The 24,642-nt window shown below is 47.5% G+C and carries 18 protein-coding genes; 5 read left to right on the forward strand and 13 right to left on the reverse strand.

The window, feature by feature from the left end:
- Positions 1 to 147: 147 nt before the first annotated feature.
- On the forward strand, positions 148 to 864 hold the full coding sequence (locus Q1B04_RS08885; RefSeq protein WP_299758242.1) for a hypothetical protein: 717 nt from the start codon (positions 148 to 150) through the stop codon (positions 862 to 864).
- A 71-nt stretch (positions 865 to 935) separates the two neighbouring features.
- Here Q1B04_RS08885 and lysA read toward each other — a convergent pair whose 3' ends face one another.
- From lysA to Q1B04_RS08940, 11 genes are all read right to left on the reverse strand, one after another.
- A complete protein-coding gene (gene lysA / locus Q1B04_RS08890; RefSeq protein WP_299758244.1) occupies positions 936 to 2,078 on the reverse strand; it encodes a diaminopimelate decarboxylase in 1,143 nt (380 codons plus the stop codon).
- Positions 2,071 to 3,405, reverse strand: coding sequence for an aspartate kinase (locus tag Q1B04_RS08895; protein WP_299758247.1), 1,335 nt, complete (start codon positions 3,403 to 3,405; stop codon positions 2,071 to 2,073). Before Q1B04_RS08895 ends, lysA begins: the two co-directional genes overlap by 8 nt.
- 152 nt (positions 3,406 to 3,557) lie before the next feature.
- Entirely contained in the window at positions 3,558 to 7,841 is a 4,284-nt protein-coding gene (locus tag Q1B04_RS08900; RefSeq protein ID WP_299758249.1) for a T9SS type A sorting domain-containing protein, read from the reverse strand.
- 395 nt (positions 7,842 to 8,236) lie between these two features.
- On the reverse strand, positions 8,237 to 9,433 hold the full coding sequence (locus tag Q1B04_RS08905) for a beta-ketoacyl synthase N-terminal-like domain-containing protein (protein ID WP_299758252.1): 1,197 nt from the start codon (positions 9,431 to 9,433) through the stop codon (positions 8,237 to 8,239).
- A gap of 102 nt (positions 9,434 to 9,535) precedes the next feature.
- The gene (gene bioA, locus Q1B04_RS08910) at positions 9,536 to 10,852 is read right to left on the reverse strand and encodes an adenosylmethionine--8-amino-7-oxononanoate transaminase (protein ID WP_299758255.1); all 1,317 of its coding nucleotides are present in this window, start codon (positions 10,850 to 10,852) and stop codon (positions 9,536 to 9,538) included.
- Positions 10,853 to 10,912: 60 nt separating this feature from the next.
- On the reverse strand, positions 10,913 to 11,527 hold the full coding sequence (bioD, locus tag Q1B04_RS08915) for a dethiobiotin synthase (RefSeq protein ID WP_299758258.1): 615 nt from the start codon (positions 11,525 to 11,527) through the stop codon (positions 10,913 to 10,915).
- Positions 11,524 to 12,660 carry an 8-amino-7-oxononanoate synthase gene (locus Q1B04_RS08920; RefSeq protein WP_299758261.1) on the reverse strand — a complete coding sequence of 379 codons (1,137 nt, stop codon included), beginning with the start codon at positions 12,658 to 12,660 and terminating at the stop codon, positions 11,524 to 11,526. The genes bioD and Q1B04_RS08920 overlap by 4 nt, the downstream gene beginning before the upstream one ends.
- A 101-nt stretch (positions 12,661 to 12,761) precedes the next feature.
- Positions 12,762 to 13,763, reverse strand: a complete 1,002-nt coding sequence (bioB, locus tag Q1B04_RS08925; RefSeq protein ID WP_299758264.1) for a biotin synthase BioB — start codon at positions 13,761 to 13,763, stop codon at positions 12,762 to 12,764.
- 273 nt (positions 13,764 to 14,036) lie between these two features.
- Entirely contained in the window at positions 14,037 to 14,663 is a 627-nt protein-coding gene (locus tag Q1B04_RS08930) for a hypothetical protein (RefSeq protein WP_299758267.1), read from the reverse strand.
- A 96-nt stretch (positions 14,664 to 14,759) separates the two neighbouring features.
- Entirely contained in the window at positions 14,760 to 15,611 is an 852-nt protein-coding gene (locus tag Q1B04_RS08935; RefSeq protein WP_299758269.1) for a hypothetical protein, read from the reverse strand.
- Positions 15,612 to 15,792: 181 nt separating this feature from the next.
- Positions 15,793 to 16,425: a hypothetical protein gene (locus Q1B04_RS08940; protein WP_299758272.1), complete on the reverse strand. Its 633-nt coding sequence runs from the start codon at positions 16,423 to 16,425 to the stop codon at positions 15,793 to 15,795.
- Between the two features lie 172 nt (positions 16,426 to 16,597).
- Between Q1B04_RS08940 and Q1B04_RS08945 the strand changes: the two genes are divergently transcribed.
- From Q1B04_RS08945 to Q1B04_RS08955, 3 genes are all read left to right on the forward strand, one after another.
- Positions 16,598 to 18,178 carry a vitamin K epoxide reductase family protein gene (locus Q1B04_RS08945; RefSeq protein ID WP_299758274.1) on the forward strand — a complete coding sequence of 527 codons (1,581 nt, stop codon included), beginning with the start codon at positions 16,598 to 16,600 and terminating at the stop codon, positions 18,176 to 18,178.
- A complete protein-coding gene (locus Q1B04_RS08950; RefSeq protein WP_299758276.1) occupies positions 18,162 to 19,472 on the forward strand; it encodes a trehalase family glycosidase in 1,311 nt (436 codons plus the stop codon). The genes Q1B04_RS08945 and Q1B04_RS08950 overlap by 17 nt, the downstream gene beginning before the upstream one ends.
- Positions 19,473 to 19,642: 170 nt before the next feature.
- Complete coding sequence (locus tag Q1B04_RS08955) at positions 19,643 to 19,864, forward strand: hypothetical protein (protein ID WP_299758278.1); 222 nt, start codon at positions 19,643 to 19,645, stop codon at positions 19,862 to 19,864.
- Positions 19,865 to 19,914: 50 nt separating this feature from the next.
- Here the strand turns inward: Q1B04_RS08955 and Q1B04_RS08960 are convergent, their stop codons facing one another.
- Entirely contained in the window at positions 19,915 to 20,370 is a 456-nt protein-coding gene (locus tag Q1B04_RS08960; RefSeq protein WP_299758281.1) for a DMT family transporter, read from the reverse strand.
- A gap of 118 nt (positions 20,371 to 20,488) precedes the next feature.
- Positions 20,489 to 21,286, reverse strand: coding sequence for an SDR family oxidoreductase (locus tag Q1B04_RS08965; protein WP_299758284.1), 798 nt, complete (start codon positions 21,284 to 21,286; stop codon positions 20,489 to 20,491).
- Between the two features lie 276 nt (positions 21,287 to 21,562).
- Between Q1B04_RS08965 and Q1B04_RS08970 the strand changes: the two genes are divergently transcribed.
- Positions 21,563 to 24,475: a triple tyrosine motif-containing protein gene (locus Q1B04_RS08970; protein WP_299758287.1), complete on the forward strand. Its 2,913-nt coding sequence runs from the start codon at positions 21,563 to 21,565 to the stop codon at positions 24,473 to 24,475.
- Positions 24,476 to 24,642: the final 167 nt, after the last annotated feature.

The raw sequence follows: 24,642 nt of genomic DNA on the forward strand, positions 1-24,642 counted from the left end.
TAGGAATAGCTTATTTGTGAGTCCTAAAGCCGTATATATAGATATAGTAATTATACTATGTTAATTTTAAATTAATTAATTTGCAGCTATAATCAAAGTCTTACCGTACAAATAATCAACTTGTTATTGATTTAAATTTGTACCAAGATGAGAAAAATAGCTATACCCTTTTTCACCTTCTTGATGGTAGCCCTGGTGCTGTCGTCTTGCAGAAATGATGGGGCAACTCCCATCCGAAATATAAAAGCTGGCCCTACGCTGCTAAGAGCGCAAGCTGGCAACGGCTCTTGTATAAACCATACTTACTTTTATAACAACGAGCAGAAGAACCTGGGCAGTGTTTTCACGAAGCAGATTTTGGTATCCTTTGCCGCCGGCTTAAGTGCAGCAGAAGAGGCTGAAGCAGTAGCCGCTTATGGTTTTGTGAAAGGCGAAAACGGACAAATCAGCTCAAACTCGGCTTTGCTGCATAACATTGAGCTGGTAGACGGCTTAAATTGTAAGCAGGTAGAAAAGGCAATGGAGCTGTTGGCGCAAGATCCGGCTATAACGTACGTTGCACCATATTTTATGAATGGCGACGGGCTGTTGGGTATTAGCAATGAGGCGATTGTTACGGTGCAGGAGGGAAGCAGTGATGTGTTGGCCTCACTCGCCGCTGATTACCAGGCGGAAGTGCTGATGCCGCTGAGCGGGCAAACTTACTTGCTGCGTGTAGATAAAAACTCTTCCGGAAATGCACTGGAACTAGCAAACTATCTGAAAAGCAAGGACGGAATCGCACATGCAGAGCCTGACTTTATTGTATCGGCAGAGGTGCCGGTGGCAAGCAAGAAAAGAGGTGCCAACGGGGCTTCGCGTTAAGTCCCGGTAAGTATAAAAAAGCCGCTTCTACTGCAGCAGAAGCGGCTTTTTATACTTACAATATCAGGCAGCTATACGTAAAGCGCCTTTGCTTTGTCGCGCAGGTTATAGGCAGACGCCATTACCTCGCCGTATGCTCCGGCAGTTCTGATCGCGATCAGGTCGCCACGGTTGGTCTCAGGCAGCATAACCGCTTTGCCAAAGCAGTCGCTCGACTCACAGATTGGCCCTACCACATCGTAACGCACTTCCGGTTTCTGGCTTGTCAGGTTCTCAATTTTGTGATAAGACTGATACAGTGCCGGACGTATCAACTCGGTCATGCCGGCATCTAGAATGGCAAAGTTTGTGGTAACTCCATTCTTGATGTAAAGCACTCTTGAGATAAGCGTACCGCATTGCGCCACCAGCGACCGGCCCAGTTCGAAATGCACCTGCTGCCCTGGCCGTAGCTCCAGAAACTGATTAAAAAGCCCGAAGTAAGCGGCAAAGTCAGGTATAGGCGTTTCGTCTGGGTTGTAGTAATCCACGCCCAGGCCACCGCCTACGTTTAAATGCTCCAACTTAATGTTATGCGCCAAGAACCATTCCTGAAACTCGTTTACGCGCGTGCACAGGTTCTTAAATACAGTCAGGTCTGTTATCTGCGACCCAATATGGAAATGGATGCCGATCAGCTCCACATGTTTCAGTTGCTGCAGCAGCTCCAATACACTGTCCAGCTCCCAGGAGTTGATACCGAACTTATTTTCTTCCAGACCAGTGGTGATATACTTATGTGTGTTGGCATTTACGTTCGGATTGATACGCAACGCCACGCGGGCAACCGTGTTTTTCTTCTCCGCCAGTTCGTTTAGCACTTCCAGCTCGTGCTTCGACTCACAGTTAAAGCAGAAAATCTCCTGCTCCAACGCATAGTTTATCTCTTCATCTGATTTACCCACACCGGCAAATACCACCTCTTTCGGCGAAAAACCATTTGCGATGGCCGCTTTCACCTCGTTGCCGCTCACGCAGTCGGCCCCGAAACCGTGCTGGCGCATCTCGTCCAGAACAGGTTTGTTGGCATTGGCTTTTAAAGCGTAATGCACATGAAAGTTATACTTCCTAGCTTCCTGCTGTGCAGTTTGCAGCGTCTGGCGCAGCAGGTTAAGATCATATACATACAACGGAGTAGCATGTTGCTGCAGCTGCTCCGGGTTTAAATTAAGCATTATGGGAGTCGTTTCTGTTAAAGATGCCATCGTTCAGTTTTGTTAAAGCCTCCACTTTGTCTGTTGTGCTTACCAGAAAGCTAATGTTGTTTTTGCTGCCGCCATAAGAAATCATGCGCAGCGGTATGTGCTGCAACGATTCGAAAATAGCCAGGCCGGAGCCGCTGCGCTCAGCTATAAAGTCGCCTACCACGCAAATTATACTTTGGTCCTGGTCAATCTCCACCTGCCCAAACTCCTTCAGCTCCGCTACAATCTGGTCCAGGAACTTGTCGCTGTCAATCGTCAGGGACACAGCTACTTCGGAGGTTGTGATCATGTCGATAGGTGTTTTATACCTTTCAAACACTTCAAACACGCTGCGCAGGAAGCCATAAGCCAGCAGCATTCTGCCAGACTTAATTTTGATTGCGGTAATACCATCTTTGGCTGCGACAGCTTTAATCTTGCCGCCCTCGGTGTTAGCGCTAATGGTGGTTCCTCTGGCTTGAGGCTCCATGGTGTTCAGCAGCTTTACCGGAATGTTCTTCTGTTTGGCTGGCTGCACGCTGCTCGGGTGCAGAATTTTAGCACCAAAGTATGCCAGCTCCGCCGCCTCGTCAAAAGACAGTTCCGCTATCGGGTAGGTGTTCTTCACGATGCGCGGATCGTTGTTGTGCATGCCGTCAATGTCGGTCCAAATCTGGATTTCCTGGGCATCAGCTGCAGCGCCAATCAGAGAGGCAGAATAATCCGATCCGCCGCGTTTCAGGTTGTCAATCTCTCCGAACGCATTGCGGCAGATGTAGCCCTGCGTGATAAAAAGCTCCACGCCAGGGTGCTTCTCCAGCTCCCTTTGCAGTTGCTTTGCGATGTATTCATTATCAGGCTCCTCGTTTTCATCAATTTTCATGAAGTTGAGGGCTGGCAAAAGCACTGAATTCTCGCCCTGCTCCTCCAGGTAAAATTGGAAAAGCGCCGTGCTCAGCAGTTCGCCCTGCGCTAATACCGCACGCTCCTCGTGTATGGTAAAGAGGTCGAGGGTGAAAGCTGTGATATAATCGAAGTGCTGGTTAAGCAGCTCGTTTGCCTGTTTCTTTTTGTCATCGGAGGTGTAGAGTTCCTCTACCACCTGTTTATACTTATCGTGCAGCGTCTTTATCAGCGCCTTTGCTTCGTCATGTTTATTCTGGTACAGCGTTTCAGCAATCTGTACCAACGCATTTGTAGTGCCCGACATGGCCGAAAGCACCACGATTTTAGGCTCACCATTCAGGATGAGCGAGGCTACCGCCTTCATTCTCTCAGCTGACCCCACGGAGGTACCGCCGAATTTGAGTATTTTCATTCAGGTGAAAAAAATGAGTGATGTTATACTACAAAAGTAGCAAAAAATCAGCGGAATAAGATTGATAAGGTGCAAGAGGATCAGTTCAGAACAAAAAAGACCGGCTAGATGGCCGGTCTTTTCTAATTTAACTACTACGTGTTGCAGTGAAGCTATTTTTTTATAACCTTGGCAGATTCATTTATATCGCCGCCTTTCAGCCGCAGAATATACATACCACTGCTTAGGCCTTTAAACGGAAGCTCTAAAGTATTGAAGCCTGGTTTAAGTTGAACAGTGCCTCTGTATACTTGCTGACCCTGCATATCAGAGAGCTCAACAATTGCCTCCGCAGCAGTTTTAGAGAATATTTCTGCCGTTACTTGCTGATCAAACGGGTTTGGCCATACTGCAAGGTTCTGCTCTTGCGAGGTAGTTCCGTTAGCTTGTATGAACACAATATTGCTGTAGGCAAACTCACCATCAAAATCCACTTGCTTCAGGCGGTAATAAGTGGTGCCCAAAACAGGTTCATTATCTATAAATGAGTATTGCTGTGCTTGTGTTGTTGTACCCGCGCCGGCTATTGTACCGATGGCAGAGAACGATTTTCCGTCGGCGCTACGCTCCACTACAAACTCCTTGTTGTTTTCTTCGGATGCTGTCAGCCATTTTAGCAGCACTTGCTTCTGCTGTAGCGCAGCTCTGAAGTATACTAGCTCTACTGGCAGTGGTACTACGGCTGGCTCTTCGCCATAAATAATCACTCTAAGCGGCGTAGTAGTTGAAACTCCTTTCTGATCAACTGTGAGTATACTGAAATCATATATGCCTGGTATCAACGATTGTGGTGCTGATACTCTAATATTTCCGTTCTGCAGCAGCTCTGTGCCCGGAGGGAGAAGGGTACTGTTTGCCATGCTAGCACTACTAACTCCGTTTGCTTCAGGTGGTGCCGTGGACAGTTTATCTACATCAGATGCAGTCGCCAATATATCATTCACCTTGTACTGCAATTTATACTTTGGAGGTGCTATATTATAACTTGTAGGGCAATTAATGACAACTGTTGTGCTTGCGGCCGAATTGCCGCAGTTAGGAGTTGTTACCGTCCAAGTAAAGGTATAGGATCCGGAAGTCAGACCTGTTGCGGTTGTCGAGGCACTGGTTGGAGCGGTGATGGCTGCAGTTGTATTGTCGGTAGGTTTAGAAGTAATTGTCCAAACACCTGATCCGGGAGCGGGGTTACTACCTACCAAAGATACTTGTGTAGCACAAACAGGTTGGTTATTAACTACCTCTGTTACCGAGGCCGAGGCAATTGGCCCAGCGGCACTTACCTCAAGCGATACACGGTTTGCAAGATCAACTGTGCAGCTATTGCCTGTTACCCGCACATAGTATGTAGCAGTGGCTGTTGGGGTAACAGTTCTTGAAATTGTTTGCCCGTTGCCTGTAAAAGCAGTTCCAATTGCCATGTTATCAGATGCTCGACGGATTTGGTAACTAAATCCATCGTTATTGGTGGTTATATATATTATAGCCGAACCACCAGAGCAAGTGCGGGTGGTGCTGATTGTTACGGGTTGATCGGTACGTGGCCCGGTAACAGTATAAGTGACTTTATTCGTGTTTTCTACAGCACAGCTGGTGTTGGTTTGTGACGTGTTTACAATCCGAATGCCATACGTTGTAGTTGCGCTAACAGAAGCTACTGTAAAGCTGATAGGTCCTGTAGTAGCCGGGCCTGTTCTTGGGTTAATGCTTCCGGAAGCAGTTGTTATCAACGCTTTTGTAGCATCATTAATTAATTCGTACCTAAAGCCAGGTTGTGCCCCACTTACTGTGATAATAGGCGATGTAGCTGCGCAGCCAGATGCAGTGCTTATAGTAACGCCATAGTTGTTTGGCGGCAGCGGGTTCACCGTCACGCTTACAGCACCTAAGTATACTTCGCAGGCTGTTCCGGTAATTTTTCGTGCTCTTACACTAAGCGTAGTGGCAGCTGTAATTGCAGTGGATGTTAACGTAATGGTACCGCCAGTGCCAATAACAGAGTTACCTGCATCTGTATAAGTAAAGTTCGGGCTTGTACCAGTGCGGGTAACTAACCTGTATGAAACACCTTGCTCTGAGTTACTGACAGAGACAGTCGCGCTACTGCCAACACATATAGTGGTGGCCGTTGGGCTTATTGCTGGAGCTGAAGATGGGGGAGTACAACTAACAATTACCGGTGTTGCTTTCGCACTTTCACATTGATCTGTTGCTTTGACAGTTGCTGTTACAGATGCCCCAGCAAACAATTCTAAAGGGGATATTCCTGATACAGTCCATTTACCATCAGAGCCAACTGTTACTGACGTAGGAAAAGGAGTGCCCTCTATGTAAAGCGTTATTTTAGCATTAGCAGGCCCTGTACCCGATATACTTGTTGCCCCTTCTACAATAGGTGCGTTAATTGTTAAGCTACTTATTGGTGTTTGAGCTGTAATGGTTACAGCTTCGGAAGATAAGCTTTGAGTTTTATTTGGAGCCGTGGCCCTTGCTGTGATATTGCTACCAGCTTGAGCAGCTGTGCTTAGCGTGGCTGACCAAAATCCATTTTGATTTACAGTAGGTGTGCCTGTGGTTGATAGTGGATTACCGTTAACAAACAATTGTATGGTAGTACCAACTGGCTCAGTAGATGTGCCCGCTAAATTAATTGTTGGCCCACAGTAAGTTCCTGTTATAGTTGGAGCAGTTGTTTGTGCAGTTACTGTTCGAACAGCTGAAGTGCTGGAACATTGATCAGGTACAAAAATACGTGTATAGACCTGCTGCCCTAAAGCCAATGGCTGCTGTAGGTTAATTGTATAGGCACCAGTACTTGTAGCGGTAACCGAATTACCCACCTGAAGGTTGTTAGCAATTAAAGTAACTAAAGCACCGGCTACTGTAGTTCCGGTAATTTGTGTGGTAGTAGGAGTTATAGGGTTAGTAGTAAGCGTCGGTGCAGTTGTATTTCCGCCCCTGTTACAGACATAGTTTGAGCGCCCAGACTCACAGCCATTTACCGTGATAGTAGCATAAATTTCTCCGTCTGGTATTTTATTTCCAGAAGAAGGATTAATTGTCCCGGACGAAGCATTAGCGACAGTTATCGAATTATAGAGTGTTCTGTTAATACCGGTAGGAGTCGAAGTAACTTGATATAGGTTAAATGTTACACTTGGATAAACAGTAGAATTTGCAGTAGTAATAGTACTACTGCCCCGGCCATTAGCTATTATAACACTTGGCGCAGGTGGTCTATTACATTCAGAGCTTACAGTGGTTTGGCTACAGGTAGTGCTGGATTCAGCCCTTTCACCAGCTTTAGCGCTAGCTGTTATGATGCTTCCTGCAGTAAGTGTGGCATTGTTATTCAACGTCACTGTCCAAGAAGCGCTATTATTGATACTGGTGGTACCAACAAGGCTACCTCCTGAATAAACATTTATAGTTACAGGACCAGTAGTTGCTGTTGTTGTACCACTTACTGTCCTACTTCCTGCTAGCAAAGGACCTGTGATAGTCGGGCAAGAGGTTACAAAGCCTGAGGAGTTGAGTTGACTTAAAGTGGTAGGCGGAAAAGCATTTATTAAAGCCCGCCAAGCAGCTGGTGCATCGTAGTTGTAAGCCTGAAAGTTAACACCGCCCACATCAGATACCGTACCTGTGATACCGCTTTGGGCACTGGTAATGGTTATGCCGCTCATGCGCAGTGGGGTAGAGGCTGTTATTTCTCCGTTGAAGGCTGAAATTGGAACATAAAAATCATAGAAATAATCAGTGTTACCTCCTGAAGTAGAGGCAGCAACTGCTTTTTGCGAGTATTGTGCCACGGAGCCACTGAAAATAGTAGAGCTGCCGGTTGGAGTGTGTTTTAAAATTTGCACGGCAAAGTTTGATGCCAACAAGACTTCAAATTCAAACCCAGGGTTAGTGCCTGTCCCGTCAAATTTGTTGTTACTGTCTATCAACACGCTGTACCCTTTAGAGGCAGTTGAAGCGCCACCTAAGCGTATACGAAACATCAAATTGCTGCCATTAAAATAGGCTGAGATAGGAGATCCTGTGGAAGGAGCTACAATTGGTGTGGCTGGAGGGGCTAAATCTGTGTGCCCGCCCGACGATCCGGTATTTAAGTCTCCTAATGGTTCTGTCAATAATGCCGGAAAAACCCTGTAAGGTATCTCACTAGAACTGGCTCCTTCATCTGTGCTTGTAGGGAAACCGCTTGCCGTACGGGAAACATAGCCGTTTCCGTCAGGGTCAAGCACTTTTGCTCCGCCTGCCGTGGCAGGACTGTAAATAATGCCCGGTGTTTGTCCGAAAGCAGAAAATGAAAGGACGGTTAAAAACAGAAGCAGTACTATACTTCTAGCACCTGAAAACGATACATAAGTAAGCGGATGTAAATTTTTATTCATATATATTGTTTATCTTATGTTACAGGTTTAGCAAATATTGATTGATGTTATATATAAACCAACTAGATGATGTTTATCTGAAGAAAGTCAGCAACTATAATTACAGCGAGAATATATTGATTGTACTAAATTGAGGGGCTCACGCATAAAAATTGGTATTCAGCTACCATCAATGTTTTGCTCTACTTCAATATACTTTCCATAAAATCATGGCTAGTAATTAATTGAATCGGATTTAGAGTGGTATTGTTTCAAAATAGTGCAAATATTAATTATAGTTACTATTGAAGTAGTTGTACTGATTTATACAAAATCAGTTACTAAAAATGTGGTAATGGTTTAATAACTGTTTGTTAAGTTTTATTGGGATTAAGCGAAAGGGAGGGGCAGAGTCATTAATTTACGCGTCTTACAATAACACTTGCTGCATTGCCACCAAAGCCTGCAGCATTTACCATAATGCGGTTAATGCGTTGTGGCTGCCTCTGCGACAGTACGTTAGGGTAAGGTATTATAGTATACTGCTGTTGCTGCAGAACATGTAAAGCGTATTGCAAACTGAGTGCCCCGGAAGCTCCCAACGTATGGCCAATAAGCCATTTATTCGTTGTTACGACAGGGACTTCTGCGCCGAACACAGCCTCAATGGCAGCCAACTCAGCCTTGTCGCCGGCGCGGGTGCCAGGGGTGTGGGTGATTAGTAGATCTATCGTTTGGTCATCGGAAGGAAGTTGCGACAACGCGTGCCGCATGGATTTCTGGAAGTTTATACCTTCTGCAGATATTCCGGTCTTGCTCACGAGCTTTTCAAAACCCAAACCCACGGCTTCGACAAGTACATCGCCAGCATGCAGGGTTTCGGTTTGTTCGATGGCAAAAACCGCAGCTCCTTCACCCAAAGTAAAGGTGTTCTGTTTCTCCAGCGCATAAGGTTTGCAAGGAAACGGGTAATCGGCAAGTTTAGAGTAAATACCAACAGCCTTCATTTGGGCAATGGTAAAATCAGTGAGCGGAGCTTCGGTGCCGCCTACCAGAAAACGTTTGGCCATACCTGCCCTGAGCCATGCAACCCCGTTGGCAAACGCCATCAGCGCTGTGCTACAGGTAATAGAATGGCTGATTTGAGCTCCGCCAGCGTTCACAGCATGCGCTACCCAGCTAGATAAGTTGCCGAGTGTGGTGGTAGGGGATGCAGCAGCAGAAAGCTGCTCTTGCTTAAAATCCTCGTAATGTTGCTCAAATAAGCCTGTCGCGCCGCGCGAGGAACCTATATTTACGCCAAGGTCATCATCAGTAGCATTGTTTTCAGTGAGCCAGCCGGCCGCCATACTTGCCTGCCTTGCCGCATATATCGTCATCAGTACGGAGCGGTCGAGTTGTTTGTAGCTTGGGTTGGAAGCAAGTAAAAGTTGGAGTTGCTGCTCAGCTTCCTGAGTTAAAGCAGCAACAGGCGTAGCGGTGCCTTGGTGAAGTATGGTTTTGAAAGCAGGAATGCCGGCTGCGTAAGCAGTTGACACTGAGTAAGTATCATGCCCAAGCGGGGAGATGGTGCCATGCCCTTTTAAGATAGTATATTGCTGAGGTACTTTCAAAACTAAGGCAAAGGTACGGGATTAATGCAAAAAATAACCCAATAGGCAGTTTTGAAATGCCTTTTGGGTTATTTTGATTTTAGCTGCTTTCAAAGCGGATTTTTAATCGTGTAGCATGTCTTGGTCGGGGCGCGGGTGATGGCGCTTGCCGGTTACAACTTCCTGCATGCCTTGTATGGTTTTATACACCTGGTTCAGCTGCTCGTCGGTGATGCAATAGGGTGGAATAACATAGATGATATTGCCAAGCGGACGAAGTATGACGCCGTTATCCAGGCCAAAACTATAAAGCGTATCGCGCAGGTCGCTGAAGTAGGAGGTGCCGCCGTCCTCAAACTCCACAGCCAGAATGGTGCCCTGCTGCCGGGCCTCTTTTACCTGCGGCAGATCTTTTATACTTTGGATGAAGACTTGGTGCCGCGCCTCGATATGCTTTATACTTTGCTGGGTTTCCTCCGTCAACAGCAAATCCATACTTGCCAAACCGGCTGCACAGGCCACGGGGTTTGCGGTGTAACTGTGCCCATGGAAGAGTGTTTTACTTTTATCGTCGTGCAGAAAGGCCTCGTAGATTTTCTCGTTGCAGGATGTGGCGCCTAAAGCCATGGTGCCGCCAGTTAAGCCTTTAGACAGGCAAACCATATCGGGTTGCTCGGGCAGGTATTCGCTGGCAAACAGGCGACCGGTGCGTCCAAAGCCAGTCATCACCTCATCGGCAATAGTCAAAATATCATTCGAGCGGCAAATTTTCAGCATGTGGTTAAGCACCTCCGGCGAGTACATCACCATACCGGCCGTGCCCAACACCAGCGGCTCATAGATAAACGCAGCCACGTCGCCGGCAGCAGCAAAGGCTTCCAGCTGTTTTATACTTTCCTCCTCGTTACCCGGAATAGGCACATCTATAAAATTCACCTCGAACAAGTAGGACCAGAACGGCGCGGTAAAGGCGCTGCGCGCGCTCACCGACATCGCCCCGAAGGTATCGCCGTGGTAGCTGTCGCGGAAGGCGATAATTTTCTTTTTAGGCGTGCCCAGATTATTCCAGTACTGGATGGCCATTTTCATGGCGACCTCTACAGCTGTGGAGCCGTTGTCGGAATAGAAGATGCGGCTTTGGCCCTGCGGCAAAATCTGAAGCAGGCGCTCGGCAAAGGTAACAGCGGCAGGATGCGTAAAACCGGCAAAAATAACGTGTTCCAGCGTGTTGAGCTGTTCCGAAACTTTCTGCGCAATGTATGGGTGCGCATGGCCGTGCAGGTTTACCCACCACGAAGCCACGGCATCTATATAAGTCTGGCCATCCTCCGAAAACAGCAGCGCCCCCTCGCCCCGAACGATCGGGATAGGGAGCGCTGCTGTTTTCATTTGCGTATAAGGATGCCAGATTACGTTATGGTCGCGTTCGGCTAAATTCATACTTATGATATGTGAATCAGATCACAAATTGGTTTTGTCGTTATTGCTTTCGGCAGATAACTATAAGTATCCCTCAAATGTTTTTGCGTATTCAGCCACGGTGTCTTTACAGAAATCGGCTTCTTGGCGGATAGACGGCAGGCGGCGCAGCCCTGTATACTTTACGATGAAATCCTCTGATGTAGCGTTTTCCTCACCGTTAAAAATGATACCCGCCACCGGAATCTTGCGGTAACGCAGCACTTCGGCTGTCAGCAGAGTATGGTTTATACTTCCGAGGTAGTTTCTGGATACAAGTATAACCTCCAGCCCAAGCTGCTGCACCAGGTCCAGCACCAGGTAGCGCTTGTTCAGGGGCACCATCAGGCCGCCGGCTCCTTCCACAATCAGGTTGTTCTGGGTGTCGGGTAGCTTCATACTTTGCACGTCGATCTCCACGCCCTCGGCAGCGGCAGCCTTATGCGGCGACGCAGCCATTTTGAGGCGGTATGCCTCCGGGTAAAAAACCGAGTGATCGTTAGAAACCAGACTCTTTACAGTGTCTGTGTCGGTGAAGTCCAGGCCACCTGCTTGCACAGGTTTCCAGTAGTCGGCCTGCAGGGCTTCGGTAAGTATGGCTGCGGCAACTGTTTTGCCAACGTCCGTTCCGATTCCTGTTACAAAATATTGTTTCATGTACCTTGGGCTATGGCCTGCGCGAGGCCCTCAATTTCTTCTTCTGTATTAAAAGCATGCACAATTACGCGGAGCCGTTCTGTGCCTTGGGGCACTGTTGGCGGCAGCACGGGGCGCACGTCAAAACCTTTTTGTTGCAGCGCAGCCGTCAGCTCTTTAAGCTTTTGGGGCTGATGCAGAAAAACCGAAAGTATAACACTGCCTTCCGGGGTGCAGCGAATGCCGCTAAGCTTGTTCAGTTTCAGGTACAGTTTGTGCGCCAGTCGTTTTGCTCTTTCCCGCTCCCTGTTCAGGTCGGGCAGCAAAGTATAGGCGCACTTAAGAGCCACCAGCGCATGCGTTGGCAACCCGGTTGTGTAAATAAAGGCACGACTGTAGTTGATGAGGAAATCGCGGAGCACCTGCGGACCTACCACAGCCGCACCATGCAAACCCATTGCCTTGCCATAGGTTAGTACCCGGGCAAACACCTCCTGCTCCAGCCCTAAAGCCGAAACAAGTCCTTCTCCTTTCTCACCGTAAAGGCCCACTGCATGTGCCTCATCTACAATAAGTGCCGCATTGTATGCGTTACAAACATGTGCCAGCTCCCGCAAAGGGGCCTGGTCACCATCCATCGAGTATACCGACTCCACCAGCACGTATACCTGCCCAGTTGTCCGTTCCAGCTTCTGCCTCAGGTCCTCCACGTTGTTGTGCCGGAAGGCATGGCTTTTCGCAAAGCTCAGGCGCAGGCCGTCTTTCATGGAGGCATGGCTGGCTTCATCATAAAACACCGTATCGCCCCGCTGTGGCAAAGCCGACAACAAACCCACGTTAGCCTTATAGCCGGAGTTAAAAAGCAGCGCCGCCTCCGCGTGGTGGTAGCGCGCAATTATACCCTCCAGCTCCTCAAACAACGGGTGGTTGCCTGATAGTAGCCGCGAACCAGTCGCGCCCAATGGCAGTTGTATATATTTTTCCTCCTCCTTATGGATAAGCGCCCGCAGTTTTTCTGAGCGAGCAAGGCCGAGGTAATCGTTGGAGCAGAAATCTACAAGGCCGGAGGTGGTTTTAAGCACACGCAGATTACCCTGCGCTGCACGCTCCGCCAGCTTCTGCTGCAGTTTATCCGATAATGTATTACTAGGCAAAGAAGCTGGGTTTTAGTTCTCGATGCAGATTGTCATCCCCCTGCCCTTTGAAGGGAGCAGAGGGATGATTACACAAGGAGGAAACTCCTTCGGCTTTTGTATTAAGAGCAAACGTGTTGCTTCTCTTCTTTAAATGATTTTCTAGGTGTAAGGCCTAGTAAGTTGAACATAGCCTTATCCGCATCAAAATCCGGGTTTGGCGTAGTCAGCAGTTTTTCGCCGGTAAAGATGGAGTTGGCTCCTGCCAGGAAGCACAGCGCCTGATCTGTCACGCTCATTCGCTCACGGCCAGCCGATAGCCTTACCATAGATTGAGGCATCAATATACGGGCTGTGGCAATCATGCGCACCATTTCCCATGCCGATACCAGCGGCTGATGCTCCAGCGGAGTACCTTTTACCGGCACCAATGCATTTACAGGTACAGATTCCGGGTGCTGCTCCATAGTAGACAACGTATAAAGCATCTTGATACGGTCTTCGTCTGTCTCGCCAAGGCCAATAATGCCGCCCGAGCAAACCGAAATACCTGCCTTGCGCACGTTATCTATCGTGTTCAAGCGGTCATCGTAGGTGCGGGTGGTGATGATGCTGGCGTAGTTATCTTCCGACGTGTCCAGGTTGTGGTTGTAGGCGTATAGGCCAGCCTCTTTCAGTTTCTCAGCCTGATATTCGTTTACCATGCCCAGCGTACAGCATACTTCAAGGCCCATTTCGTTTACGCCTTTCACCATGTTCAGCACCTTGTCGAAGTCGCGGTTATCGCGCACCTCGCGCCATGCCGCGCCCATACAGAAACGGGTAGAGCCACCTTCTTTGGCACGCTGTGCCGCCGTTAGCACCTGCTCCTGGCTCATCAGTTTGTGCACATCCACACCTGTGTGGTAGCGGGCGGCTTGCGGGCAGTAAGCACAGTCTTCAGAGCAGCCGCCTGTTTTTACGGATAATAATGTACAAACCTGCACCTCGCCGGTGGCCTGGTACTGCTTGTGTACATTGGCTGCTTCTACAATCAGTTCCAGTACTGGCTTATTATAGATCGCTTCTATTTCCTCCAGGCTCCAGTCATTGCGGAGAGCTGTATTTTGTCCGTTCTGCATCATGGTACTCATGTTTAGGGTTACGAAGGTAATTTGAAGATTTAGGAATTAAAAATCAAAAATAAGGTGAGATTCGGTGGATAAATAGTTAAGTTGTTCAGCTTGTGCAGGTTTCCTGTGGATAAATCGTTTTGTGAATTTGTTGAGAAAATTGACTTGCTAAAGTCTAGCAGGATACAGGCCACGAAAAAACCCCAGCTGATGGGCCGGGGCTGAAGTATAACGTCTAGTGAAGGCTCCAAACGAGGAGTAGCCGAGCATGGAGCCTGTGCCGTGTTAGCTGTTCGTGTTTCTTCTGCTTCTGAACTGATTCCAAGATTTCTGAAGTTCATATTCTTTAAAATCGACGATATTTTTGACTATATCCATTTCACACATGTCGAACTCAGTTCTTAGGTCTGTATGGGTATCGAATAAATCAGAATTGATATTATAAATGATGTCTTCAGTTAGTTCTAGAAGAATTTCTAGCTCTTCAAATTCAAAACCATACTGTTCTAAATCAGGCTTCTGTCTATCTGTATGTGCATAAAGCTTATCCCTTAATACATTAATGTTTATCACAGTCCTTTCTAATGATTGAAGTTTTGATACCCATTCCCCTAATTTTTCTTTATTAAAATTAAGCTTAGAGTAATGTCCATCATTTTTTAGCTTTTTTAGCAATTTCGGGATACTAAATTTCTGATTACTGTTATCATTATTATACAGTTTGCATAACTCTATTACTAGAACTCTTAGAATAATATGGCTTATAAACCTTAGAAAATGATTTCTATTTATTTCTGTTGTCTCTTCTTCTGTATCTGGGCTGTGGAGGTAGTTGGAATATTGAAAACTTTGCTTTGCTAAATGGAAAATTTTCCAAATTGATAAAATGTCTTTTTTAAGTTCTGCTTTCATCTTTTGAATGATTAACATGTAAGCTAACGTGCTTGTGTAGCAGAATGGCGCAGCGTTAGCAAGCCGTACTGCTAAATTTTGTTATGTGGCGTTTTTCTAATATCTATCTCTTAAAAGTCGTTTAGTCCATTCATTGTTGAGGCTTGAAAGCCTATCTTCATTTATTCCTGTCCAGTTAGACCAAGAACTATACTCTGCTTTTCGTAAGAACCTTGACAAACTTAATGCATGAAAAACTTTTGTTATTCCGTTTAATCTTAATGCTTCTTTAAAAACTCTTCTTCTATTGAATTTGCCAGCGTGTGTTTTTGCGTCTGCGGCACTTCTCACATCATCTGGTGGTAAGTCTTCAAGCCTTGCTGCTTCTGCCCACAACAAGTCAATTATTATTAAGCAGCGTCTTCTTAGTCCATCATGATAAACAAGCCAATCTTGTACTTCCGCCCTAATGTGTTTATGTTGTTCGGTAGTTTCGTCTGTATGATAAGAGTTTGAATATTCAGGGTCTAAAAGTTGCCTTAGAGGTCGGCTTTGCCTTAAAAACTCTGTTCCGAATATTGGATATATATCCGAAACTTTTAAATGTCCTTGTAAAACTCTCGTTGAAACTTCGCCTAATGTGCCACAAACTTTTTGAATACTTTCCAAGGCCCAGATTGTTGGCGTGTCAAGTCTATGTTTTGTAACTTCTTCTTTAAGAGCGTTAATTGATGTTTCGTCTAAAACTTGATAGTACTCACCATTTTCTCTGCCAATAAAAACTACATTGCCCCAATGTTTTTTCAAACTATTCCATAGTTGTCGGTATTGTTCCGTTAAGGCAATTCTTGTTTGTTTCCTTTGAGAAAAAAGAACGAATATTTGAACCAACCCGACAAGCACTAAGAGAGCAGTCGCAATCGCTGTTAAGAAGTTTGAATTATTTGGGTCAAATATATTTTCGTTCATTGTACTATTGTTGATGGGTGTGCTCAAAATGCCACATAACTTGTGTATAAACGGAACCCTATTCAGTTTATACACCCAAATCCGGCAGCTAAACGGAGTACGCTCTCAATTTAGTAATTTACAACAAAAAAAGAGCACCCGCCAGCGGGTGCTCTACAAGTACTGTAAACCACGTTATACTTTATTCTTCCTCTGTCTCCTCCAGGTGTACCAGGTAGCGGGTTAGCTTGTCCCACTGCATCTCCTGGAATACAGCCCAGCCCCCTTCGGCCACAAAAGTGTTTAAGATGGCGCGGCCGCCGGCTTCTTCGCCCTGGTTGTTAATGCCTTCATTTCGGCCAATTTCATAGCCTGTCAATGTATTGCCTTCACGCGTCACCCTAAATGTACTGCTGGCCTCTTTTATGAAAAAGTGTTCCACCTCTGCATCACCATATCCAAGTTCTTTGGGTTGCTCGCTAGGGTGCACGATAAACTCGGCCAGCTTCTCCTCCTCGCGTACATCTGTTATCTTCACCCAGTTTTCTATGGTAGAGGCAGGCAGTATAATTTTGAGGTAATAACCTATTTCCGGCTTCAAAGCGGTGGTGCGGCGGCCTTGGTTATCATAAATCGCAAATGTGGAGTTAATGCCGGAGAGCTTCGACCACTCATTTACGTTAAACAGTTTTTGCTTGGCCTGCTCAAAGGCTGCAATCGCTTCCTGTTCGGTAGGATAGGTGTTTTCATTCTGGTATACTTTGTCTTTCGTATCCTCACCCTGCATCACCTTCACTTCCTTTTTTACCTTATTAAATATATCCTTTATTGACATAGCTTTTTTTCTTAATTGAGAATTAAACCGGAAGGGTTCTTCCAAGGATAAAGTACGCTTAAAACCCGCGGATGTTGATGCTGTGCCTGTGAAGCAGCAAGAAAACAAGCAGAAATATCTCAGATGGTAAGGTGCCGTATACTTCAGCATACTTGTAGAAACCGGTTTAGCTATGGAAAAAGACCAGAACAAAAAAACAGGCAGTAACGAGCAGCACGAGCACGGGGGAGGAGGTATGGGAATGCGTGGCGTAACGCGGCCAATGGCAGAGAAAAAGCTGCGTGAGCACAACAAGCAAATGCACGAAGGGGGAGACGACAAAGACAAGGGCAGTGACCATAAAATGGAAATGGACCCGGAGATGCGCCAGAAGATGCTGCACATGCACCACATGCAAACACTTTGGGTGTACTGGATGATTGTTATACTTGGCGTATGGATGCTGTTCTCGCCGCTAACCTTCGACTACAGCATCGGTACGGTAAACCCATCTGGCGGCAGAGCTGTCTGGCTGTCTATGGAAGAGCGCATCGCTTTTATGAAGTGGAGCGACATCATCAGCGGTGCGCTGCTCGTTTTCTTCGGGTGGCGCGGCCTGACTCCTAACCGGCCTATCAGCCTCTGGGTCTGCTGCTTTATCGGCATCTGGCTTACCATGGCGCCTATCCTTTTCTGGTCGCCCACGGCGGTGGCTTACCTGAACAATACCATGGTGGGAGCTTTAATCATTGCCCTAACCATACTTATACCGGGCATGCCGAACATGATCATGTACATGAAGATGGGGCCGAAGGTGCCGCCGGGCTGGAGCTACAACCCCAGCAGCTGGCCGCAGCGCTGGATCATGATGGTGCTGGGCTTTGTAGGCTGGATTGTATCGCGCTACCTGGCTGCTTTTCAGCTGGGTTACATAGACTCCGTGTGGGATCCGTTTTTTGGCGAGCAAAGCGAGCAGGTGTTAAACTCCAGCATGTCGCATTCGCTGCCCATTTCTGATGCGGGCCTTGGCACCATAGCGTATACTTTTGAGTTTCTGATGGGCTGGATGGGCAGCCCTGCCCGCTGGCGCACTATGCCCTGGATGGTAGCCGTATTCGGTATACTGGTGATACCGCTGGGCCTGGTGCACATTTTCCTGGTGATTTCGCAGCCGGTGGTAGTGGGCGCCTGGTGCACGTTCTGCCTGTTGGCCGCGGCCATTATGTTGCCTATGATACCGCTGGAGGCAGACGAAGTAGTAGCCATGGGCCAGTTTATGAAGAAAAAGATGAAAAAAGGCGAAGGTTTCTGGAAGCTGTTCTGGAAAGGCGGCACCATGGAGGGCGGCGAGAAAGAAGAGCACGCGCCGGAACTGATGAAGTTTCCGCAGGAGCCTGGCAACGTATACGCCTCCTCCATCTGGGGCGTGAGCTTCCCCTGGACGCTCTCCTTAGCAACCTTGGTAGGTGTGGCGATGGTGTTTGCACCTGGCTTCTTCGGGGTATCCATACATGATCCGGCGGCGGATGTGTTTCACCTGGCGGGCTCGCTGGTGGTGGTGGTTTCCGTTATCTGTATGGGGGAGCCGCTTCGTATCGGGCGCTACTTAAATGTGTTGCTGGGCCTTGCCGCAGCAGCAGCGCCATGGTTTTTGGGAGCGCCAACAGGTTTAAGTATAACAGGTATTGTGTTAGGCCTGGCAGTGGCAGCGCTGGCTATACCACGCGGCCCTAAAACGCAACGCTATGCCGGCTGGGATGACTACATCAAATAAAACAACAGAAAGTATAACCTTGCTGACCGATGAGCAGATAGAGGAACGGGTGCGTAAGCTGCTTTACGCAAATATGATAAAGGGCGAAAGCGAGGGCTTTTCCTTTCACTACACCAGGCCCTCGCCCGACACGTACCCTTTTCAGTATTTCTGGGACACCTGCTTTCATGTGTTCACGCTCACGGCGCTTGGCGAACACGAAATGGCCAAAAAACACATGCGCAGCCTTTTCCTGATGCAGGAGGAGGATGGTTTTGTGGGCCACATACTTTATTGGAAGCACTCTTTTCCGGCCCGTATCACCGATATTTTTCAGCTAAAGCCCAAGTCGCTGCTCAGGCTTACCAAACCACACATGACGGCCCTGGTGCAGCCCCCGCTTGTGGCAGAGGCGGTGCAGCGCATTTACACCCGTACCAAAGACGTGGCTTTTGTAAAGGAAATGCTGCCAAAGCTGAAAGCCTACTATGACTGGCTGCACCGTAACCGCGATTTTGAAGGGGAGGGGCTGCTGTCGATCATATCACCTTACGAATCCGGGATGGACTGGAAAGCCAGTTACGATCCTGTGCTAGGGTTCAGGAGTGGCGTTGGCGACTGGCGGCTTTTCCTGAAGGTAATGTGGTTGGAGATGAAGAACTTCGGGAGAGGTTATGATTTGCAGCGGCTTTACAGGCAGGATAATTTTATTGTGAAGGATGTGGCCTTTAACACCATCTATGCGCAAAGTCTGCAGGCATTGGCAAATTTATGTTCCGTGGCCGGCGATGAGAGCGCCAGTATCTATGCATCGCGTGCCGAACGCACCCGCGACAGTATTTTAAAGTACATGTACCACCCGGCAGATAAAGCGTTTTATGACTTGGCGGGCCAGCGCATGGAGCAACTGCGCATTTGCACGGCCACCATTTTCTTTCCGGTGGTTTTGCCCAATGTGCCAAAGCAAATAAGCGAAGCTGTGCTACAGCGGCACCTTTTCAACCCAGATGGCTTTTCGGTGCCTTACCCCATACCGTCTTTGTCTGTACATGAGGCTGCTTTTGATGCTGGGGAGTCGGTATACATCTGGCGTGGACCAACTTGGGTGCTCTTTAATTGGTTTATGCACCGGTATCTGCAGCAAAAAGGCTACAGCGAAGAGGCGGATGCGCTGCTGCTAAGCGTAAAAAAGATGATCTCCAAAAGCGGCTTCAGGGAATACTATAACCCATTTACCGGCGAGGGCTACGGTGCGCATGAGTTTACCTGGTCGGGTTTGGTGCTGGATATGATTAAGGGTAGCCACCACAGCTAAGTAGGTTCATGCGCAGTACATTTTCCTGCTTATTTAATAGAGTTTATTGCTATAACTGTTTGAGGTACAGGCCTACAGATGTGCTTTAAAATCAACAAACGATAGTATAGCCCGTTTATTTTAAAGTAATATGGTAGTTGATGTTGAACAGAACTTAACGTGATAAAGCTATGGAAGATTTCTTTTTAGGGTTCGGAATATTTGGTATCCTTTTCGGGCTTGTCCTGTTTGTAGTGTATTTATGGAGTATCGTGTGGGCCTACAAAGACGCGGAGAAGCGCGGGAAGCCCGGCTGGATAGTAGCCATTGTAGTAGCATTTTTAGCCTGGCCGATAGGGCTGCTGCTTTGGATCCTTATCAGGCCGAATAATACGCGGTATTATCACCCTTAAAGTATAAATTACATATATAAGCCTGCTTTTACAGATGCCTGTGAGCGGGCTTATTTTTTGTTGATCAGGTAAGCGCCAAGTATAAGAAAAGCAACGCCGGCTAATCTGGCAAGGGTAATCGGGTTTTGGCGAACGCCCAATAAACCAAAATGATCGTAGAGCAGGGCAATTACTAGCTGGCCGGTAATAACCAGTGCAAACATGTTGGCTATGCTCAGCCGCTGCACCGCAAGTATGATGCTCGTCACAAAGAATGCACCCAGAAAACCACCCAGGTATTTATGCGGCGCAATACCCACAAACTGATTTAACGAAGGAACTTGCTGCCGCGTAAGCAGAATCAGCATACCCAGCAAAACAGTGCCTACAAAAAACGACACAAATGCCGCCACCAGCGGGCTGTTTACCTGCTCGCGCAGTTGCCCGTTTATGGCTGCCTGAGTAGAAACGGCGACACCTCCAATAATCGGCAATAGTATGACCCAGTTAGGGGAAAGCTGCTGCATATGTAGCAAGTATAAAAGTAGCGGAGTAAGTGACTTTATAATTCGCTCACAAAGGAGATTGCCAAATTACAAAGTCACTCGCGTATTTTATACTTTGTTTCCGCTAAACTACGCCACGCTACCCAAAAGAAGGGTAAAGTGTCATGCCGCCGTCTACGTATAAGGTGGTGCCGGTAATATAGTCTGCTTCGTCGGTTGCCAGCCAAACGGCCACTTTGGCAATGTCTTCTGGCTCACCGATACGGCCATAGGGTATCTGGGAGAGCATTTTCTGTTTGCCTTCCTCCGTTTCCCACTCCTGGCGGTTTATGTCTGTTTTGATGGCGCCCGGCGAGATGGCGTTTACCCGGATTTTATACTTTGCCAGCTCCTGCGCCAGCGTTTTCATCAGCATCTGCAAACCGCCTTTGGCAGCGGTATAGTTGGCCCGGCCTGCCCAAGGTATAATGTCGTGCACAGAGCTTATAAAGATGATGTTTCCGGCGGAAGTTCTTTCCTGTGGCTGCACCTGGCGTTTCACAAACTCACGGGCAGCTGCCTGTGCGCACAGAAAATGGCCGGTTAGGTTGGTACTCATCACTTTCTCCCAATCTTCCAGTGTCATCTCCAGAAAATCTTTGTCTTGCTGCACACCAGCGTTGTTTACCAGTATATCCAGCCTGCCGAAGTGTTTTATGGCTGCGTCTATTAGCTGCTGTGCTTCTTCCTGTTTTCCTACATCTGCCTGCATAATAATAGCCTGGCTGCCTCCCTGCTCTATTTGCTGCTGCGTGGTACGGGCGCCATCTTCATCAGAGTGGTAGTTGATCACCACACTTGCGCCTGCACGCCCCATCGCAACGGCAATGCCTTGCCCAATCCCAGAACTTGCGCCTGTTACCACGGCCACTTTGCCTGCTAGTCTGTTGTCTTTCATAGTTTTCAAGGTATATCAATCAGGTTTATACGCAGGTTGTGGCGATACCTGACAAAGAGCAGCGGTTTTTGCGGAACTTAGCTCTAGCCATCAGTGCAAATTCTGCTGTTAGTATTATAAGCTCAAGCGGATTGTTTAGAATATAATAATACATATAAGTTGGATTTTATTGTTATAGTTTCAGGTGCTGATGTACTGCTCCTTCGCAGAATTATATTATGGATATGTGTCTAAATTTTAGCATATTGGAGCAAAATAACCCCAAAAGAAGCTCGTATGTTATCTTTTAGTAAGAAAGAGGGACAATATTGGTTCATTTCTACGCTGGTTTTGTTGCTGCTGGTTTTTGGGGCCAAAGCCAATGCTGCCAGTAACCTGGGTTTTCCATACATTCAGAATTATACAAAACAAATATACAAAGCTGGTAACCAAAACTGGTCTGTAACACGTGGCGCAGACGGCGTAATGTACTACGGTAACTCTACCGGGCTGCTGGCCTTTGACGGAAATAATTGGCAGCTCTACCAGATGCCCAACAAACTGATTGTGCGTGCGGTGGCGGCAGACGACAAAGGACGGGTATACGCCGGCGGCTTTGGCGAAATGGGCTACTGGAGCCATGACCAGAAAGGGCGATTTCGCTATACCTCGCTGGTAGACCTGGTGCCGCAGGAGCATCAGCCGAAAGACGAAATCTGGAAAATCTATGTAGACGGGGACAAAGTATACTTTCAATCTTTCTCCAGCATTTTTAGCTACCAAAACGGTAAAATAACTGTTATAAAAGCCAAGCAGCCTTACCTTTTTCTGCTGAAAGCTAATAACCAGTATTTTGCAGAGGTTATTTCTGAGGGGCTTTATGAGCTGAAAGAGGATAGTCTGCACTTTTTACCTAACAGCGAAAAGCTGGGTAATTCCGGGGTGTTAAGCGTTCTGCCGTTTTCAGAAGGCCACTTTCTTGTGGGTACAGCCAAAAACGGGCTTTTTCTGTACGACGGCAAAGATTTTATACCCTGGAAAAACGATGCGAATGACTTCCTCAAGACCTACCAGCTAAACAACGGCACCCGCATAAACGGCCGTTACTATGCTTATGGCACCATTCTAAATGGCGTGGTAGTGCTGGATGAAAGCGGCAATCTGGTGCATAGCCTGAACAAAAGCAACGGCCTGCAGAACAACACGGTGCTTAACCTGTATGCCGACAAGGCGAAGAACCTGTGGGTAGGGCTGGATAACGGCGTAGACAGAATAGAGGTGAACTCGCCCCTATACTTTTACTTTGATAAGGTCGGGAATTTCGGGACGGTTTACAGCAGTACCATCCACGGGAGCAAGATTTACCTTGGCACCAACCAGGGTTTATACTATAGCAACTGGGCTCCCGGCAACCCAAACGCGGCTCAAAACCTAAATTTCCGCATGATTGAAAACTCACAGGGGCAAGTGTGGGAGTTAGCCAAATTAGACGGAGAGCTGCTGTGCGGCCATAACGAAGGCACGTTTCGGGTAGAAGGAGATGAGCTTGTAAAGATATCAGATATAAAAGGAGGCTGGACAATAAAGAAACTGTCTTCAGACCCAACTACCCTTATCCAAGGCACTTATACTGGCTTAGCCATTTACCGAAAGGATAAGAGCGGACATTGGGCATTCTCGCACAAGGTAAGTGGCTTTGGAGAACCCAGCAAAAACGTAGAGCAGGATAACACTGGAAACATTTGGGTAAGCCATGCTTATAAAGGGCTTTTTAGGCTATCGCTGAGCCCCGACCTGCGGCAGGTAACTGAAACCAGTAGCCTTGACAAGAGCAACGGCTTAGCCGGCAACTATAAAGTAAGCATCTCCAGGCTCTTCAACCGGCTTCTTTTTTCTACCGGCGACGGGTTTTACCTGTACAACGAACTCACCGATAAATTTGACCCTTACCAGGAGCTAAACAAGAGGGTTGGGGCGCTATCCAAAGCCAATAGAATTCTGCCCGCCTCCAACGACAAGTATTGGTTCATAAAAAACGGTAAAGTGGCTCTGGTAGACCTGGCAAACCCGCAGCAGCCGCACATCAATACCAGCCAGTTTAGTATTCTAGATGGGCGTATGGTGCAGAATTACGAAAGCATCAGCAAAATAAGCAATTCCATTTTCCTGATAAGTATAGATGATGGCTTTGTGATTTACAACACAAACGCCCTGCCCCAGCAACATACAGAGGTGCCAGCGGTGCTAATCCGTAAAGTCGAGAACACGACAGAGAAGCAGCGGCTGCTAAGCGAAACTGGCCAGCCTGCGCAACTGCTGGAACTGCCTTACCGCCAAAACAGCCTGAGGCTATCCTACGCTTTGCCATACTTTAAGCAGGCGCAGGTAGAGTATCAGTACCTGTTGGAGGGATTCGCTGATAAATGGTCTTCGTGGAGCAGTGCAGATCAGAAAGAGTTTACCAATCTGGGGCAGGGCGAGTATAGCTTTAAAGTGCGCGCCCGCATTAACGGAGAGGCTGTAACAGAGGCTACAGTATATCAATTTGTGGTGTTACCGCCGTGGTACGCCACCTGGTGGGCTTATGCAGGTTATGCGCTGTTAGCCGCCCTTATACTTTGGGTGGGCCGTAAACTATACTTTAAAAAGCTGCAACGCGACCAGCAGCGCATTCAGCGGCAACTGGAGCAGGAGAAGGAGGAGCAACTGCGGAAAGAGGCTATGCTGCATGAGCAGAAGCTGGTGAAACTCCGCAATGAGCAGCTCAAAACCGAACTCTCTAACAAGAGCCGGGAGCTGGCAAGCACTGCCCTGAACATCGTAAACAAGAATGAAATGCTGCAGAATATCAGCCATGAGGTAAACAAGCTTCAGGATGCAGACGGTAATAAATTGCCGGAGAGGCAGCTTAAGAAAATACAAAAAATCATACTGGATGGCATGAGCTCGCAGACCGATTGGGAATTGTTTGAAAAGAGCTTTGATGAGACCAATGCCAACTACTTTAAGAAGCTGAAGGAAGGCTTTCCAGAGCTAACCCCGAACGATATGAAGCTCTGTGCTTACCTGCGCATGAACATGTCGAGCAAAGAAATTGCCTCGCTGCTGAATATTACGGTGCGTGGGGTGGAGTTGCGCCGCTACCGCCTCCGCAAAAAGCTGAATATGGACCCGGACAAAAACTTAGTGGAGTTCGTGATGGAGATTTAACACCTCATCATTACTACATCATTGCCTCTCATGCCGCCTGAAATGTGCTTCAGGCGGCTTTTTTTGTTTCTCTTCTTCATCTATAACAACTGCTCAACGTATACAGGAGTATGCACTCACCACAACCTTTTCTATCTACAAACAACAAGGTAAGCACTCACTATTTT

Source organism: uncultured Pontibacter sp., assembly GCF_947495565.1.
Lineage (GTDB): Bacteria > Bacteroidota > Bacteroidia > Cytophagales > Hymenobacteraceae > Pontibacter.

Bases quoted from the DNA above. Each gene is read 5' to 3' on its own strand.
- bioD (WP_299758258.1), bottom strand. From the start codon at position 11,527: ATGAAACAATATTTTGTAACAGGAATCGGAACGGACGTTGGCAAAACA.
- Q1B04_RS08955 (WP_299758278.1), top strand. From the start codon at position 19,643: ATGGAAGATTTCTTTTTAGGGTTCGGAATATTTGGTATCCTTTTCGGG.
- Q1B04_RS08935 (WP_299758269.1), bottom strand. From the start codon at position 15,611: ATGAACGAAAATATATTTGACCCAAATAATTCAAACTTCTTAACAGCG.
- Q1B04_RS08970 (WP_299758287.1), top strand. From the start codon at position 21,563: ATGTTATCTTTTAGTAAGAAAGAGGGACAATATTGGTTCATTTCTACG.
- Q1B04_RS08895 (WP_299758247.1), bottom strand. From the start codon at position 3,405: ATGAAAATACTCAAATTCGGCGGTACCTCCGTGGGGTCAGCTGAGAGA.
- Q1B04_RS08885 (WP_299758242.1), top strand. From the start codon at position 148: ATGAGAAAAATAGCTATACCCTTTTTCACCTTCTTGATGGTAGCCCTG.
- Q1B04_RS08930 (WP_299758267.1), bottom strand. From the start codon at position 14,663: ATGAAAGCAGAACTTAAAAAAGACATTTTATCAATTTGGAAAATTTTC.
- Q1B04_RS08945 (WP_299758274.1), top strand. From the start codon at position 16,598: ATGGAAAAAGACCAGAACAAAAAAACAGGCAGTAACGAGCAGCACGAG.
- Q1B04_RS08950 (WP_299758276.1), top strand. From the start codon at position 18,162: ATGACTACATCAAATAAAACAACAGAAAGTATAACCTTGCTGACCGAT.
- Q1B04_RS08965 (WP_299758284.1), bottom strand. From the start codon at position 21,286: ATGAAAGACAACAGACTAGCAGGCAAAGTGGCCGTGGTAACAGGCGCA.
- Q1B04_RS08940 (WP_299758272.1), bottom strand. From the start codon at position 16,425: ATGTCAATAAAGGATATATTTAATAAGGTAAAAAAGGAAGTGAAGGTG.
- bioB (WP_299758264.1), bottom strand. From the start codon at position 13,763: ATGATGCAGAACGGACAAAATACAGCTCTCCGCAATGACTGGAGCCTG.
- bioA (WP_299758255.1), bottom strand. From the start codon at position 10,852: ATGAATTTAGCCGAACGCGACCATAACGTAATCTGGCATCCTTATACG.
- Q1B04_RS08960 (WP_299758281.1), bottom strand. From the start codon at position 20,370: ATGCAGCAGCTTTCCCCTAACTGGGTCATACTATTGCCGATTATTGGA.
- Q1B04_RS08900 (WP_299758249.1), bottom strand. From the start codon at position 7,841: ATGAATAAAAATTTACATCCGCTTACTTATGTATCGTTTTCAGGTGCT.
- lysA (WP_299758244.1), bottom strand. From the start codon at position 2,078: ATGCTTAATTTAAACCCGGAGCAGCTGCAGCAACATGCTACTCCGTTG.